A 15,073-nucleotide genomic window follows, 5' to 3' on the forward strand; every position below is an offset into this window, starting at 1 on the left:
ATCATCCTTGGTGGTCGGTGTGAAGGGTGGAGATCAGGCGGATCTGTTCTTCGTAGGCCTGGGCGAAGTCACGGGCCAGCAGACGCTCGCTCCAGTCATCGTCCTGACGCAGCGCCTGGTGGTAACGGTTGAACGCTCTCCAGCGACCGCCGGCGGTGGCGAGCAACGGCGTGTTGTCGCGTTCGAAACGCAGGGTCAGCTGCTCCGGCGAGAAGTGCTCCAGCGTGCCGCGCACCGCCGCCCGGCTGGCGGTCAGCAGCGCCACCTGATGCGCCTGCAAGTCGCGGAATGCCCGGGAGATCGCCTGCTCGGCCGGCAAGTGCCCCGGCTTGTGCGGCTGCAACAGGATGTCCAGCGCCTCGCTCGGGTCGACAGCGAATTTCAGCGGGTTCTTGTTGGTGCCCTGCACGGTGGTCTGGGCCAGACGCAGTTCGTTCTTCAACTCCGAACGGGTGCGCAGGCTCTGTTGCAGACCGCCGATGCTCTGGCGCAGCAGACGTGCCGCGTTCAGCGCCAGCGCTTCACGTTCGTCGTGGCTGAGGTTCTTCACGTTCACGCCGAGTGCCGCGCCGAACTTGTCCCAGAAGGTTTCGCTCTGACGCTCGACGGCTTTCGGTGCCGGAGCCGGTTCAGGCTTGGGCTCGACGATCAGCTCCGGCACCATCAGGCTTTCCATGTCGATACGTGCATAGTCGGCGCGCTGACGGGAGTCTTGCGGGTCGGTGACCGGCGCGAGCATCTCTTCGAATTCCGAGTACACGCGCTCCTGCTGCTCCAGCGATTTCAGCGGATCGAGATCGAGGAAGGCATCGTCCGGGATGATGCTGCCGGCGGCGCGGGGCAGGCCCACTTCACCGTCGAAGGTCGCCGGATCGCGCACCAGTCGCGCACGAATCTCGAAGTCGCCCAGCACGTAAGTGCTGCCATGCTCGATGCGTACCGGTTCGCCCTTGTGCAGGCGCGCGCCGCTGTCGCCATCCTGGACGCCGTTGCTGCTGGTGTCGGTCAGGTAGAACGTGCCCTCGCGATAGCTGACGATCGCGTGGTGGTTGGACAGGTGACGCTTGCGGTCAGGGATGATCCAGTCGCAGTCCTCGCCGCGCCCGATCACGCCGCCGGCCTGCTTGAAGGTCCGCTGGCACAGTTCGGTGGGCACGAACTGCTTGGTGTTCAGCATTTCGAAAACCAGTTCCATGTTTGATGCTCCTTGCGGTCACTTGCCGCGATTGGCCGCCTGCGGATCACCCAATGGGCGGTAATCGTTATCGTTGAATTTGTAATTGCCGCTGCAACCGCCGAGGCCGCACAGAACGACGACGGTCAGCAGGACAGCGTGCCAGTGACGAACAGACATCAGAGAGTCTCCAGGTGTAGACAAAGCACAAAGCGCCGACCCTTCCGGGCGGCGCTGAAACAAGCGGACGAGGTGAAGCCGACGGACTTTTGCCTACCCATCGAAGTCACCCAGATTGATGTTCAAGCGGCCCAGCCGATACAGCAGCGTGCGCCGGGGCAGACCCAGTTCGCGGGCCGCCAGGGTCTGGTTGCCGTCGTTCTTGCGCAGGCAATCGAGCAGCAATGTGCGCTCGACCCGCTCCAGACGTTCACGCAGGTTCAGGCTGCTGTCGTCCTCCGGCACCGGCTCCATGCGCAGGGAAAAATGCTCGGCCAGCAGCTCGCCGCCTTCGCACAGCAACACCGCACGCTCGACCAGCGCCTTGAGTTCACGAACGTTGCCGGGGAAGGTGTAACCGGACAGGTGCTCCAGCGCCGAGTCCGACCAGCGCACCGGATCCCGTTGCAAATACGCGCAGGCCTTTTCGGCGAAATGTTTCGCCAGATCGAGGATGTCGCCTTCACGCTGGCGCAGGGCCGGCAAGGTAATCGGGAATTGCGCGAGGCGGTAATACAGGTCTTCGCGGAATTTGCCTTCGCTGACCAGCACCGCCAGATCGCGGTGGGTGGCGGCAATGATGCGCACGTCGATCTTGTGGGTGTCGTTGGAGCCCAGCGGACGGATCTCGCCTTCCTGCAAGACGCGCAGGAGCTTCGATTGCAACGACAACGGCATGTCACCGATTTCGTCGAGCAGCAGCGTGCCGCCGTTAGCCGCATCGAACAGCCCGGCGCGGTCGCGGTCGGCGCCGGTGAACGCCCCCTTGCGATAGCCGAACAGCTCGCTTTCCAGCAGGTTTTCCGGGAACGCCGCGCAGTTCTGCACGATGAACGCCTGGGACCGACGCGGCCCGCAATCATGGATCGCCCGGGCTACCACTTCCTTGCCGGTGCCGGTCTCGCCACGCAACAGCACGGTGTAAGGACTGTGCAGGACCTTGCTGATCAGCGAGTAGGTCTGGCGCATGGCCGCGCTTTTACCGATCAGGCCGTAGCCGCTGATGCTCGGCACGCTGCGGACCGCCGGCGCCACGGCGTCCGCCGGTTGGCGCAGGCGCTGCAGCAAATGCAACTGGCCGAGCACGAACGAGCCGAGCTGACCGAGGGAGTCGGCGAAGCCTTGCAGGTCACTGTGACGACGGCTGGCGCACAGCAACAGACCCTCGACGGCCTTCTGCTGATTGACCAGCGGCACGCACAACAGCGACTGCCACGGCATGGCCGAGGCCGGCAGGAAGCTGGTTTCGTGCAGGCTGCCGCCCAGATCGTCGAGGCACACCACGCGGTTCTGACACAGGGCGAATTGCAGCAACTGCTCGCCGTTGTAATCCGCCGGCAGGCTCGCCGCGCCACGGGGCTGCAACAAGCCGTCGAGGCACTCGGCGTTCATCCCCAGGCAGGTGTGGGTGGCATCGAGCAGGTACAGCTGCGTCAGCTCGCAACCGCTCAACCCGGCCACGCCGCGCACGAAATCACCCAGCAGCGCAGCACCGTCCGCCGCCCGCGACAGGCTGGCGAACTGCGCCAGCAAGGCTTCGGCATAGACCAATGGCTGTGGCACTTGAGTGAACATCACACTCACCTCAGGCGAACTCGCAGGTCACGCCGGCTTCGCCATTGAGCGTCGCATGCACGCGCTTGAGGCTTTCACCGGTGGCCATGGCGTCGAGCAAGCGGTCAGCCACCAGCGGCAGCACGTGCTGATCGAGCAGGTGGTCGATCAGACGCGCACCGCTTTCGCTTTGGGTGCAACGCTCGGACAGATGATCGACGAGGTTCTGGCACCAGGTGAAATCCAGCTGACGGCGGTTCAGCCGCTCGCCCAGACGACCGAGCTTGATCTCGATCAGCTCGCGCAATACCGGGCCGCCGACCGGGTAGTACGGCACCACTTTCATCCGCGCCAGCAGCGCCGGCTTGAAGTGTTTGCTGAGCACCGGGCGAATGGTTTCTTCCAGCACTTCGGCGGTCGGACGCTCGCCGTTTTCGCAAAGGTCGCTGATCTTGTCGCTGCCCAGGTTCGAGGTCATCAGGATCAGCGTGTTGCGGAAGTCGATCTCGCGACCTTCGCCGTCGTTGGCCACGCCCTTGTCGAAGATCTGGTAGAACAGGTTGAGCACGTCCGGGTCGGCCTTCTCGACCTCATCGAGCAGCACCACCGAATACGGCTTCTGGCGCACCGCTTCGGTGAGCATGCCGCCCTCGCCGTAACCGACGTAGCCTGGCGGTGCACCGATCAGCCGGGAAACGGTGTGTTTCTCCTGAAACTCGGACATGTTGATGGTGGTGATGAAACGGTCACCGCCGTACAGCAGATCGGCAAGGGCCAGTGCGGTTTCGGTCTTGCCGACGCCGCTCGGGCCCACCAGCAGGAACACGCCGACCGGTGCATCAGGTTTGTTCAAACCGGCGGCGGTGGCGCGCATCGAACGATCCAGCGCGTGCACGGCCTGCTCCTGACCCCGGATGCGGGCACGCAGGTCGGTGGCGAAACTCGCGACCTTGGCGTTGTGCTCACGGGCCAGTTGTGCCAGCGGCACGCCGGTCCAGGCGCTGATCACTTCGGCCACCAGACGCGGGCAGACTTCGAAGCTGACCAGTCGCTCCTTGATCTGGGCGGCGGTCAGGGCGCTGTGGGTTTCGTTGAGTTGCGCTTCCAGCTCCTCGACGCTTTGGCCTGCTTTAACCTCGGCAGCGACGGTTTCGATCACCGTGCCTTCGGCGTCTTCTTTAACAGTCACCACCGGCTCGACCACCGCCGCTTCGCGGGCCTTGGCCAGTTGCTGGCGCAGCTCCAGCAGACGCTCGGCCAATTGCTTCTGCTCGGTCCACAGGGTTTCCAGTGCAACCTTTTCGGCCTCGGCTTCGTCCAGCCGCGCTTCCAGTGCCTCCAGCGCCTCGAGGTCGATCGGCAGACCGGCTTCGGCATCGCGGCGCAGGGCCTGACGCTGACGGCCACCTTCGGCCAGTTCACCTCGCAGGCGCTCCAGGCTTTCCGGGGCGGCGGCGAGGCTGATGCGCACGCGGGCGCACGCGGTGTCGAGCACGTCGACGGCCTTGTCCGGCAGTTGCCGACCGGCCAGGTAACGGGCGGACAGTTCCGCCGCCGACACCACCGCGTCATCGCGCAGGTAGATGCCGTGGCTCTTTTCATAGACCTGCGCCAGGCCACGCAGGATGGTCACGGCTTCGCTCACGGTCGGTTCGTGCAGTTGAACCGGCTGGAAGCGACGGGCCAGTGCCGGGTCTTTCTCGAAGTATTTCTTGTACTCGGCCCAGGTGGTGGCGGCGATGGTGCGCAGCTCGCCGCGAGCCAGTGCCGGTTTCAGCAGGTTGGCCGCATCGGAACCGCCGGCATTGCCGCCCGCGCCGATCAGGGTGTGGGCTTCGTCGATGAACAGGATGATCGGTTTCGGCGAGGCCTTGACCTCGTCGATCACGCCTTTCAGACGTCGTTCGAATTCACCCTTGACGCTGGCGCCGGCCTGCAACAGGCCCATGTCCAGCGCCAGCAGCTCGACGCCCTTGAGCACTTGCGGTACTTCACCGGCAGCGATGCGCGAGGCCAGGCCTTCGACGATGGCGGTCTTGCCCACGCCAGCCTCACCGACCACGATCGGGTTGTTCTTGCGACGACGGGCGAGGATGTCGACCATCTGGCGGATAGCGCCATCGCGGCACAGCACCGGGTCGAGCTTGCCGTCGCGGGCCTGTTGGGTCAGGTTGTGGGTGAAGCGCTCCAGCAGCGATTCACCCGGGGCCACCGGTTTGCCGCTCGCCGCTGCCTGAGGCTGTTGCGACAGGGCAAACTCTTTCAGGCGCTCGATGTTCAGTCTGGCGAGCAACGGCTGATAGCGGCTGCCGGCATAGCGCATCGGGTTGCGCAGCAGCGCGAGGATCAGGGCCGCGTCTTCAACCGAGGTCTGGCCCAGTTCAAGGTTGGCCACCAGCAACGCATCCTGCAGCCACTGCACCAGTTCCGGAGCGAACACCGGGTTGCGCGAAGCGCTGTGTTCGACTCGCGTCTGCAGTGCGGCGCTCAGCTCGCCGGCATCAACGTCGGCATCCTGCAACGCACGGGAGAGCAGACCGTTCGGACGCTCCAGCAGGCCCAGCAGCAAGTCCTCGACCAGAATCTTGCTGCCGCCACGGGCGACGCAACGCTCGGCCGAACGCTCAAGATCGCGACGGGTTTCGGCGTCCAGCGCCTGGATGAGTTGTTGCAGGTCTACGTTGATCATGGCTCACGTCCTTAATGAATTTTGCTGCCCAGGGTCACCACGCCGTCTGCTTTTTCGCAGCCCAGCCAACTGGTCCAGCCCAGGCGACAGTCGTTCTTCTCGCCAATGCGCAGTTCGCGGATTTCCTCCGGACGCAGCACCAGGCGAATGTCGTAATCGAGCGGGTCACGCAGGGTGAACCGCACCAGCGCGCAGAGCGGCTGGTAACCGAAACCGATGGGCAGGAATTCGTGGAATCGCTCCCAGTCGAGTTCGGTGATGTGAATGCGGAATTTGCCGCTGCGGTCGCGCACGTGCTCGCCCAGCACCAGGTCTTCGCCCAGCACGCTGTTGGCGAACCCGAGGCGGTTGCGCTGCTCTTCGAGGATTTCCACGCGGCGCTCGATGCACTGCTCGATGACCAGGTCTTCGTGCTTGAAGTAGTAACGCAGCACCGCTTCGATCAGCGCCGCCGAGTGCGCCCGCAGACTGAGCAGGCCGAGGTACGGCAGCAGGCGCTTCCAGTTCAGTTCCTTGGCCTTGCGGATCTCGTCGCCGCCGAGGCCGATCAGCGCGAACAGATGAGAAGAGAACGGGTCTACCGCGCCGCTCTGGAAGCTGGCGCGGTAGCGATATTTGCGCCAGATCGGCAGCAACAGCCGTTGCAGGCGATGGTGGAACAGGTCGAGGAAGTTGCGCGTCGGGTTGCCGTCCTCGCTGTCGCCCAGGGCTTGCTCGCCGTAGAACGCCGGCAACGGCGAACCGGAACCGACCAGACCGATCAGGTTGAAACGCAGACGCGCGCGCATCTGCCCGTGTTCCTCGAAAAACTCCACGCGGTCGACGTCGCTGCCGGGGAAACCCAGGCTCGGGTTGGCCTGGAATTCCAGCTGGTCGTACAGATCCTCTTCGCTCAGGTACGGGTGCGCCTCGCGCAGCCGGTCGATCACCAGCAGCACGGCCTGAAACAGCGAGTACTCGCGTATTACCCGGCTCAGCCCGCTTAAAGCAGGGGCTGCAGGCCCATACGTGGTGTCCATTGGTACACCTCTCCCTGTGTGCTTTTTACCCGCAGTTCGTGGAACGAATTGAGACTGGCGTAAAGCGCGAAAAACTCGTTGAGAACCGAGGCGAAGACGAACAGGTCGCCCTCACCGATATACCCTTCCGGGTCGATGGTCAGTTCGGTGCGCAGCCCGCGCACCGGCAGGCCGCGGTGCAACCGGTCCACGTGGTGATGCTTGATCAGTTTCAGACCGCCGAGCAGGCGTTTGCTGACCTTCTCCGCGTGCTGGTCGTAGTAGCGCGGCAGGTCGTAGGTTTCCAGAATCACCTTCAGTGCGTTGACGTCGGCCAACGACAGATAGTTGAGCGACATGTTGCTGATCAGCTTCCACAGGAAGTCGCGGTTCAGCGGCGGCGCAAAACTGGACGTGGCCGGGGTGATGTTGCGGAAACTCAGGAACTCCGGGGTCTCTTCGCAGGCCATGCAGATCTGCCCGAGCTTGAGTTTGCGCGGCAGGTTCTGGTTGGTGCAGACCAGCTCGATGGACAGGGTTTCGTGGGCTTCGGTGTGGCGGATGCCGAAGCTCAGGTAAGTGTCGAGGCCGTCGTGCAGAAGCGACGAGCGCTGGCGGATGCTGTAATGCGGACGGCTGTTGGGCACGTCGAAGCTCGGGTCGTGCTCGAAGGATTCGAACGGCACGTATTCCTGATAACCGAGGCCGCCGGGCTTCCAGCCGGTCACGCCTTCCACCGAAAACACACCGCAGTTTTCCAGGTCGAATTCCGCCGGCAGCAGCAGGTATTCGTCCTGCTTGCCGTCGAGGCGGATCGGCAGTGCGTCGTGCTTGAACAGATTGACGATCGGCGTGCAGAACAGCTTCACGTTATCCAGGGTCGGGCGCATGCGCATGATCCCGCTCTTGCGGATGTCGAAGCGCATTTCCAGGCCGCGCATCTGCTTGAGGGTGTCTTCCGGCAGCGCCTTGAGGATGTCCAGACCGTGGACATCGACGAACAGGAACTTGTCCTGGAAGGCGAAGTATTCCTGCAGGTAGCGATAACCCCGGAAGGTGTTCAGCGGATAAGGGATCAACGCCTCTTCTTCGGCAAAGCCCACGGGTTTGACGCGGTCGCCCGGAATCTTGAACGCCATCGGCTTGCCGCTCACGCCGTCGATGGGCTTGCCGGCGCCGTCGAGGGGGATCAGTTCGATGCCGTCGAGGTTGCGCAGCAGACTCAGGTAGAGCATCTGGCTGATGTAGCGCTCGCCGGCAAAGTGCAGGCGCAGCTTGCTCAGCTCCAGCTCGCCGAGGTGGCCGTCGGCGCTCATTTCCAGGCGCAGGCTGAGCAGCGAACCGTCGCCCTTCACCGAGTAGTTGAGCGCAGCCAGATCCAGCGCCATGACTTCGGTCGGGTAGCAGGTACGGAAACGGCAACGCACGTCTTCGATCGGCACGCTTTCGATCGGCGTATCACGCTCGACCTTCAGCGCCGGCCCCGAACGCTTGAGCGGATCGAATTGCAGAATGCTGAATGCCGGCAGCGGGCGCATGTAGTTCGGCCACAGCAACTGCATCAGGGAATGGCTGAGCTCCGGCAACTCGTCATCGAGCTTCTGGCGCAGACGCCCGGTCAGAAACGCAAAGCCCTCCAGCAACCGCTCCACATCCGGATCCCGCCCGGCCTGCCCCAGAAACGGCGCCAGCGCCGGACTACGCTCGGCGAAACGGCGGCCCAGTTGGCGCAGTGCGGTGAGTTCGCTTTGGTAGTAGTGGTTAAAGGACACGGGTTACCTGCCTGGTAGTGGAACTCATGAAAAAAACAGTGCTTTATATCGAACGCTGAGTTCAATCATTCCCAATGACTTCATAAGGGGTATTGCTGATAAAACGATTGAGCCAATGTGTTTTCCATTCCGGCATGCGAATGCCGAAGTGCTGATCACGTTTGTAGAAATCAATCCAGACGATTCCCACAACCCCGGCGTCTTCGTGAGAGCGCATATCCACAGAGCTACGGTCATACAAAGGAGAACGAAATACCGTATTCGAATCTCTTTTGTCGGTAACTCTCAAGTAAGCCAGATCATCAAAAGGTACGAGAGGACCTCTGACGGAAACATTTTCAATAAGATAGTTCCCTGACTCACTAAGTACAGAACTACTGGCTCCGCGCTCAAGCACACTTCTCAAGGAAATAACAAAAACACTGATCGCAACAATCAGGAAAAAGAGTATCCATGCGCCTCTTCTGACTTTCATCAACTTTTCACCAGCTCAATGGAAACAGGAGCGATACTTTCGTAAAAAATATCGGAAAAAAGTTTGAAGTCACCACCTTTGGCATGAAGCTTTCTGTATTCCACAAAATGTTTGTTTTGAATGAAGAAAAATCGCTTGTTTGCCAATTCCACAAACCGCTTCTCTGACGCGTCACTCATTCCAAAGAGGGAGGACTGCACAATCCCGGAGGTTTCTTGATCAATGGCCATATTCTGCGCGTTGGCCTCGATGACTCCGGCGACTCCATCGAAATTCCAGTACCCGAGCGGCTGACTGATGAAGTCATCACCGTCATTAAAGTCATAGTTGTCTTCGACGTAATAGCCCAGGCGATCTGCAACAAACACGATTTTTTTGTCAAAGACGTTTACAACGCCTTCGGCGATAACACGCATGTTGAAATTTGCCAATGCCCCACGCAGCTCGTCCAGCTCACCGCCACCCATCTGACTGAACTTAACGGCGCGCGAGTTGAAGTAGCCAAACTTCTCGGCTGCACGCCCCTTGCCATTGAACTTTACTGGATAACAACCAGGCCCGGACTTGCCAAACGCCCGCAAGATATTTGTCTTGATTTCAGGCATGGCTTTGTCGTTATTCCACGCCCCTTTCAACACTTGTCGAGTATCACTGGGCTTCTTGAACTTAAGCACCCAGTCCATCTTTACTATATCTTCCTCGATATATTGCTCAGGCATTGGCCGGGTGTGTTCTTTCTCCTCTTTCTCCATTCCGCCACTGGCATTTTTCCAGGGTTCACCTTTAAACCAATGACGCATCAATGCTGCAGCTACGGGCCACTTCATCTTATCCATTGCAGCTGGGATGTCGCTCACTTTGAAAAGACGCACAACGGTAGACTTTCCAGTTTTATTGCTCGCCGGAGTCAAACTAGATGCCACTACTGTGTCTGCCATTTCAGAATCCTCAACTCACACCAGAATCAAAAGTTCATTTCCAGAAACCAGCCTGGCGTTCAGGCGATCATTACTTCTGTTTGCTGCTCAATCACCAACTCCAGGGCTTCAGCTTGATCCGAAGAAATTTTCTGGGTCTTTCCATCGGCACCGGTAACGCCATTGATGATTTTTCCTGAAGCGGTTTTCAGCGTGTATGCAACGCCAGCCATTGGTTTCCCGCTGTCCTGACAATTGATTACGAAGTGCTCGTTGAACGGCCACTGAATCTCCACCGGCAACGGCGCCACAAACGGCGCCGGCGTATGCGAGTTGCCGATAATCACCGTCCCGGAGCCGGCAGTGACCTTGTTGCCATGGGCCCCGACCGAACCAACGGTGGCAGCCGGCTTGCCGTTGATCAGAACCGTGGTCGCCAGATCGCCGACCAACGCACTGCCACACGCCGAGGCATCACCCTGGCGAGCGGCCGGCAGGCCGTCGAAGAACACGTCGCCGGAACCGGCGGCGATCGGGTTGGTGCCGTGGCCGGGGAGCGGGCAAGCGGTGGGGTCGGATACGCGTGCTGCCGGTTTGCCAGACATCGGGGTTCTCCTTAGTTGACCTTCACTTGACCGCTGCCATCCAGGCGCGCGGCGAAACTGACCTGGCGCTTGAAGCCCTCGACTTCCAGCAGGCCTTCGATGCTGAAGGCCAGGCGGAGCTGGTCGTGGTCACGCGGCAGGGAAATGACACGCACGTTGCTCAGGCGCGGTTCGTAGGCTTCGATGAAGCTTTCGATGGCCAGGCGGGCCTGACTCAGGGAGTCGTGCAGGCTCAGGCGCATGTCATTGAGATCGGGCAACCCGTAGTCGGACAGCGTTTGCACGCTGCCGGCCCGGGTGCTGAGCATTTTGGCCAGATGGGCAGCCACCGACGCCATGGCAGAAGCCTCGAGGCTCTTGCCCTTGCGTAGTTCCGCATCGCCGTTGAGGCGTTCGAAAAGGCTGCCGTATCCGTCCATGAGTCGCTCTTACTCTTTGTCCAGCTTGCCAACCAGCGACAGGGTGAAATCGGCACCCATGTACTTGAAGTGCGGACGCACGTTCAGGCTGACGCGGTACCAGCCCGGCTCGCCTTCAACGTCGCTGACGATCACTTGCGCAGCGCGCAGCGGACGACGGCCACGGACTTCGGCGCTCGGGTTTTCCTGGTCGGCCACGTACTGGCGGATCCACTTGTTCAGTTCCAGCTCGAGGTCGGTACGCTCTTTCCACGAACCGAGTTGCTCGCGCTGCAGCACTTTCAGGTAGTGAGCCAGGCGGTTGACGATCATCATGTACGGCAGCTGGGTGCCGAGCTTGTAGTTCAGCTCTGCAGCCTTGCCTTCTGCGCTGATGCCGAAGAACTTCGGCTTCTGCACCGAGCTTGCGGAGAAGAACGCCGCGTTGTCGGAGCCTTTGCGCATGGTCAGGGAGATGAAGCCTTCCTCGGCCAGCTCGTATTCACGACGGTCGGAAACCAGAACTTCGGTAGGAATCTTGGTCTCGATCTCGCCCATGCTTTCGAAGTGGTGCAGAGGCAGGTCTTCAACCGCGCCACCGCTCTGCGGGCCGATGATGTTCGGGCACCAGCGGAACTTGGCGAAGCTGTCGGTCAGCTTGGTGCCGAAGGCGAAGGCGGTGTTGCCCCACAGATAGTGCTCGTGGCTGTTGGCAACGTTTTCCTTGTACACGAACGATTTGACCGGGTTCTCTTCCGGATCGTACGGGTTACGCAGCAGGAAACGCGGCACGGTCAGACCGACGTAGCGGGAGTCTTCCGAGGTACGGAAGCTCTGCCATTTGGTGAATTGCGGGCCTTCGAAGTGATCTTTCAGATCCTTCAGGTCCGGCAGGCCGGTGAAGCTTTCCAGGCCGAAGAATTTCGGACCGGCAGCGGCGATGAACGGCGCGTGGGACATGCAGGCCACGCTCGAGACGTACTGCATCAGCTTCACGTCCGGCGAGCTTGGGGACAGGTAGTAGTTGGCGATGATCGCGCCAACCGGCTGACCACCGAACTGGCCGTATTCAGCGGTGTAGATGTGCTTGTACAGGCCCGACTGCATCACTTCCGGCGAGTCTTCGAAGTCGTCCAGCAGGTCGTCCTTGGAGACGTTGAGGATTTCGATCTTGATGTTTTCGCGGAAGTTGGTGCGGTCGACCAGCAGTTGCAGGCCACGCCACGACGATTCCAGCGCCTGGAAGTCCGGGTGGTGCAGGATTTCGTCCATCTGACGGCTGAGCTTGGCATCGATCTCGGCGATCATGCGGTCAACCATGGCTTTCTTGACCGGCTCACCGTTGTTCTGCGGCTTGAGCAGCTCTTCGATGAACGCCGACACACCGCGCTTGGCGATGTCGTAGGCTTCGTCGTCCGGCGTCAGGCGGGTTTCGGCGATGATGCTGTCGAGGATGCTGTATTCGCCGTTCTCGGCGGCGTTCTGTTGTGCTGCGCTAGTGCTCATTGTGTTGGCTTCCTTGGCTGCTGGAGTCTCAGGCGTCCGGGGCTGTGGCGTTCAGGCCCAGCTCACCGAGTACGCGACCGCGGGATTCGTCGTCGGCGAGCACGCCTTCGATGGCTTTACGGAACGCAGGTGCGTTACCCAGCGGGCCTTTGAGGGCCACCAGCGCATCGCGCAGTTCCATCAGTTTTTTCAGCTCGGGCACTTGCTCGACCAGGCTGGCCGGGTTGAAGTCCTTCATGGAGTTGACGCGCAGTTGCACGGCCAGCTCGTCAGCCTCGCCATCTTCCTGCAGACGGTTGGGCACGCTCAGCGTCAGACCCAGCTCTTGCTTGGCCAGCACTTCGTCGAAGGTCATCTTGTCGATGCTGATCGGCTTGCGATCCTCGATCTTGCGATCGTCCTTGCGGTGGGTGTAGTCACCGATTGCCAGCAGCTTCAGCGGCAGTTCAATCTCTTCCTGAGCACCGCCGGTGGCGGGTTTGAAGGTGACGTTGATGCGTTCCTTGGGGGCTACCGAGCCTTCTTTGGCCATGGCTTTTCTCCTTGCGGTTGTGGCCCTGGGGCCTATTCGAGTACCACTTCGAGGTCGAGGTGGCACAGCCTGCGATAAATCTCTTCCTTGCGTTCACGTACGGCATGGTTCTGCGGCAACAACTCGCAGCAACTGTGCAGCAGGTGCAGCACTTCCAATGCAAGATCGGGCTCCCAGGCGTGCAGGCCTGAGTCCTGTAATGTCTGATCGAGGGTTTCGAGCTGGTTCCTGGCCAGTTCGTATTTCTTGGCCAGGAAGCACAGCCGCGCGAGGGCGAACTGCCAGAAGAAGCGTTCGCGCCCGCCGTGAGCCGAGTGCATCCCCTGCTTGAGGATCTGCACCGCAGGCTTGAGGCCTTCCTTGCGCAGGATCGGCTGGACGTCCTCGAGGGCCTTTTCCCAGGCTGGCTGGGTTTCGACGCTTTCGGTTTCCACCTTGCGCGGCGCGCTGGAGCTTTGCAGGTGCGGCATGACGTTGGCCGCGATCCACGCCCGGGTGGACGGATCGGCGAACGGAGTGCCGTCATGGAAACGCAATTCGATGATGCCGGGCAGGCGCTGAACCAAAAGCGCGAAGTGGATTTCCACTTCGCGCATGGCCAGCTCGGCGTTGAGGTTCTGAAGGCATTCCCAGACCATTCGTTGGCCATCGAACCAGAACGGCGCCTTCGCCAGGCTCGCCTCCAGTTCTACCAGCAGGTCAGCGTATTTGCCCTGGTCGAAGCGGTCCTGATACTGCTTGAGCTTGTCCACCGGCAGCCCGCGCAGCACGGTGATCTGCTCGGCATTGCGCTCGGGCACTGCGTCGATGGTCATCCACAGCAAGGTGCGGTTGAGGCGCAGGGCACGCAGGTCGGTGGCCTTCTGCTTGAGCCACCAGGCGCACAATGGACGGGCACTTTCCTGCTGCGCGCGCAGGGCCTTGTGGGCTTCCTTCTCGTTGTCGATCGGGGCGCCGGGGGTCAGCAACTGTGTGGCCGCCTGCTTGACCTGAGCCACTGCCGCGCCCACCACGCCAGGCGCCGGCTGGTTGTCGGCAGCGCGCTGGATCATGGTTTTCAGACGGCGGGAGAGCGGCAGCAGCAGCGGCGCGTCGTCTCCCAGATGCTCGGTGCAGGCCGCGTCAAGACCGGACAGGTGCTCGGACAACTGCCGGAACATCGGCAGTTGCTCCTTGATCGCGACATTTTCGGTGAGTACCTGCTCCAGACGCGGTACCAGCCAGCCAATGGCGGCGGCCCGGGTGCGCGGTTTGAGCGGGTGAACGTCGGCCCAATGGTTTTCCGACAGATGGTGCAGAAAAGCGAGACCGGCCAGCAGGCCGGGGAAGGATTCACGCTGGTACAGCGACCAGGTCAGCCAGGCGCCGACACGCAGATCCTTGGATTGGGTGCGCAGCAGATTCTCGCTGTTTTCGCGGATTTTCAGCCAGTCGACCTGCCCGCTTTCGTGCATCGACGAAGCTTTGGCCAGCTCGCTTTCCAGCGCCTCGAACTCGCTCGAGAAACGAACGTCTTCGCCCGCGAAATTCTCTTTGGAAACAGAGGCTTTAGCGAGATCGAGGTAATGGGCGGAAAGTTTGCTTGAGTAGGACATCCATGGCCTTTGTTTGGATTACGGTCGTACGCCTTTTGGAGTTGAAGCGGCGCGGGGACAGTATCGAAGAGCAGTGTAAGGACTCATCCAATTGAGTATGTGCTCTTGCAAGTGCGCGCATCGTAATCACTATGATGGCCACTAGCAAGCATCTGATTAAACAACAAGACGAACTGTTCATTGGGGTGTGTAGGAGATCGCCCTATATGCAACAAGGGTTTCCCTGATATCGGTTTATATTCCGCTTTTTCCGTCTCCAACCCCGCGAGCATTGATCTAGAGCGGTCCGTACCGGTGCCTGCGGCGTTTCGTACGCCCGTCCCACAAATACGGGAGAAAGCATGACAAAAAGCGAAAAAATTTGAAGTAGGACGCTTCCGAAAATCCGTCGTCATCTATTAACAAATCACGGAGGACAACCGTGATCGATAAAAGTGCCATCAAATTGATGGCAATTCACGCGTTGAATATTATTTGAACACCGGTAAAAGCCGGGTTGTCGCACAGTATTTTTTATCTTCCTGATTTACTTTCTTGCAGACACTTCCCACACCCTGAACGTTGTTTTACAACGCGGAACAGTCCGACTTCATCCAGAGATGTTTCTTACATAAGTTTGTTTCATACCTTGTTAGCGTG

13 protein-coding genes are annotated in these 15,073 nt (G+C 60.6%); all 13 read right to left on the minus strand.

Annotated elements, in window-relative coordinates; genetic code table 11:
- Position 1: 1 nt before the first annotated feature.
- Positions 2-1,195 carry a type VI secretion system-associated FHA domain protein TagH gene (gene tagH, locus BBF94_RS06425; protein WP_065258207.1) on the minus strand — a complete coding sequence of 398 codons (1,194 nt, stop codon included), beginning with the start codon at positions 1,193-1,195 and terminating at the stop codon, positions 2-4.
- Between the two features lie 18 nt (positions 1,196-1,213).
- Complete coding sequence (locus tag BBF94_RS06430; RefSeq protein WP_065258208.1) at positions 1,214-1,354, minus strand: type VI secretion protein; 141 nt, start codon at positions 1,352-1,354, stop codon at positions 1,214-1,216.
- A gap of 93 nt (positions 1,355-1,447) precedes the next feature.
- Positions 1,448-2,968 (minus strand): sigma-54 interaction domain-containing protein, encoded by a 1,521-nt coding sequence (locus BBF94_RS06435; protein WP_065258209.1) that lies wholly within the window; start codon positions 2,966-2,968, stop codon positions 1,448-1,450.
- Between the two features lie 10 nt (positions 2,969-2,978).
- Complete coding sequence (gene tssH, locus BBF94_RS06440; RefSeq protein ID WP_065258210.1) at positions 2,979-5,636, minus strand: type VI secretion system ATPase TssH; 2,658 nt, start codon at positions 5,634-5,636, stop codon at positions 2,979-2,981.
- A gap of 11 nt (positions 5,637-5,647) precedes the next feature.
- Positions 5,648-6,655 (minus strand): type VI secretion system baseplate subunit TssG, encoded by a 1,008-nt coding sequence (tssG, locus tag BBF94_RS06445; protein ID WP_065258211.1) that lies wholly within the window; start codon positions 6,653-6,655, stop codon positions 5,648-5,650.
- Positions 6,619-8,406, minus strand: coding sequence for a type VI secretion system baseplate subunit TssF (gene tssF, locus BBF94_RS06450; RefSeq protein WP_065258212.1), 1,788 nt, complete (start codon positions 8,404-8,406; stop codon positions 6,619-6,621). The genes tssG and tssF overlap by 37 nt, the downstream gene beginning before the upstream one ends.
- A gap of 61 nt (positions 8,407-8,467) precedes the next feature.
- Complete coding sequence (locus BBF94_RS06455) at positions 8,468-8,881, minus strand: hypothetical protein (protein ID WP_065258213.1); 414 nt, start codon at positions 8,879-8,881, stop codon at positions 8,468-8,470.
- On the minus strand, positions 8,881-9,819 hold the full coding sequence (locus BBF94_RS06460) for a DUF6402 family protein (protein WP_065258214.1): 939 nt from the start codon (positions 9,817-9,819) through the stop codon (positions 8,881-8,883). The genes BBF94_RS06455 and BBF94_RS06460 overlap by 1 nt, the downstream gene beginning before the upstream one ends.
- 59 nt (positions 9,820-9,878) lie before the next feature.
- Positions 9,879-10,403, minus strand: a complete 525-nt coding sequence (locus BBF94_RS06465; protein ID WP_065258215.1) for a PAAR domain-containing protein — start codon at positions 10,401-10,403, stop codon at positions 9,879-9,881.
- A gap of 11 nt (positions 10,404-10,414) precedes the next feature.
- Positions 10,415-10,822: a type VI secretion system baseplate subunit TssE gene (gene tssE / locus BBF94_RS06470; RefSeq protein ID WP_065258216.1), complete on the minus strand. Its 408-nt coding sequence runs from the start codon at positions 10,820-10,822 to the stop codon at positions 10,415-10,417.
- Between the two features lie 9 nt (positions 10,823-10,831).
- Positions 10,832-12,307 carry a type VI secretion system contractile sheath large subunit gene (gene tssC, locus BBF94_RS06475; RefSeq protein ID WP_065258217.1) on the minus strand — a complete coding sequence of 492 codons (1,476 nt, stop codon included), beginning with the start codon at positions 12,305-12,307 and terminating at the stop codon, positions 10,832-10,834.
- Between the two features lie 28 nt (positions 12,308-12,335).
- Positions 12,336-12,839, minus strand: coding sequence for a type VI secretion system contractile sheath small subunit (gene tssB, locus BBF94_RS06480; RefSeq protein WP_065258218.1), 504 nt, complete (start codon positions 12,837-12,839; stop codon positions 12,336-12,338).
- 32 nt (positions 12,840-12,871) lie between these two features.
- Entirely contained in the window at positions 12,872-14,434 is a 1,563-nt protein-coding gene (gene tssA / locus BBF94_RS06485; protein WP_065258219.1) for a type VI secretion system protein TssA, read from the minus strand.
- Positions 14,435-15,073 lie beyond the last annotated feature (639 nt).

It is taken from the genome of Pseudomonas bananamidigenes (assembly GCF_001679645.1).
Lineage (GTDB): Bacteria > Pseudomonadota > Gammaproteobacteria > Pseudomonadales > Pseudomonadaceae > Aquipseudomonas > Aquipseudomonas bananamidigenes.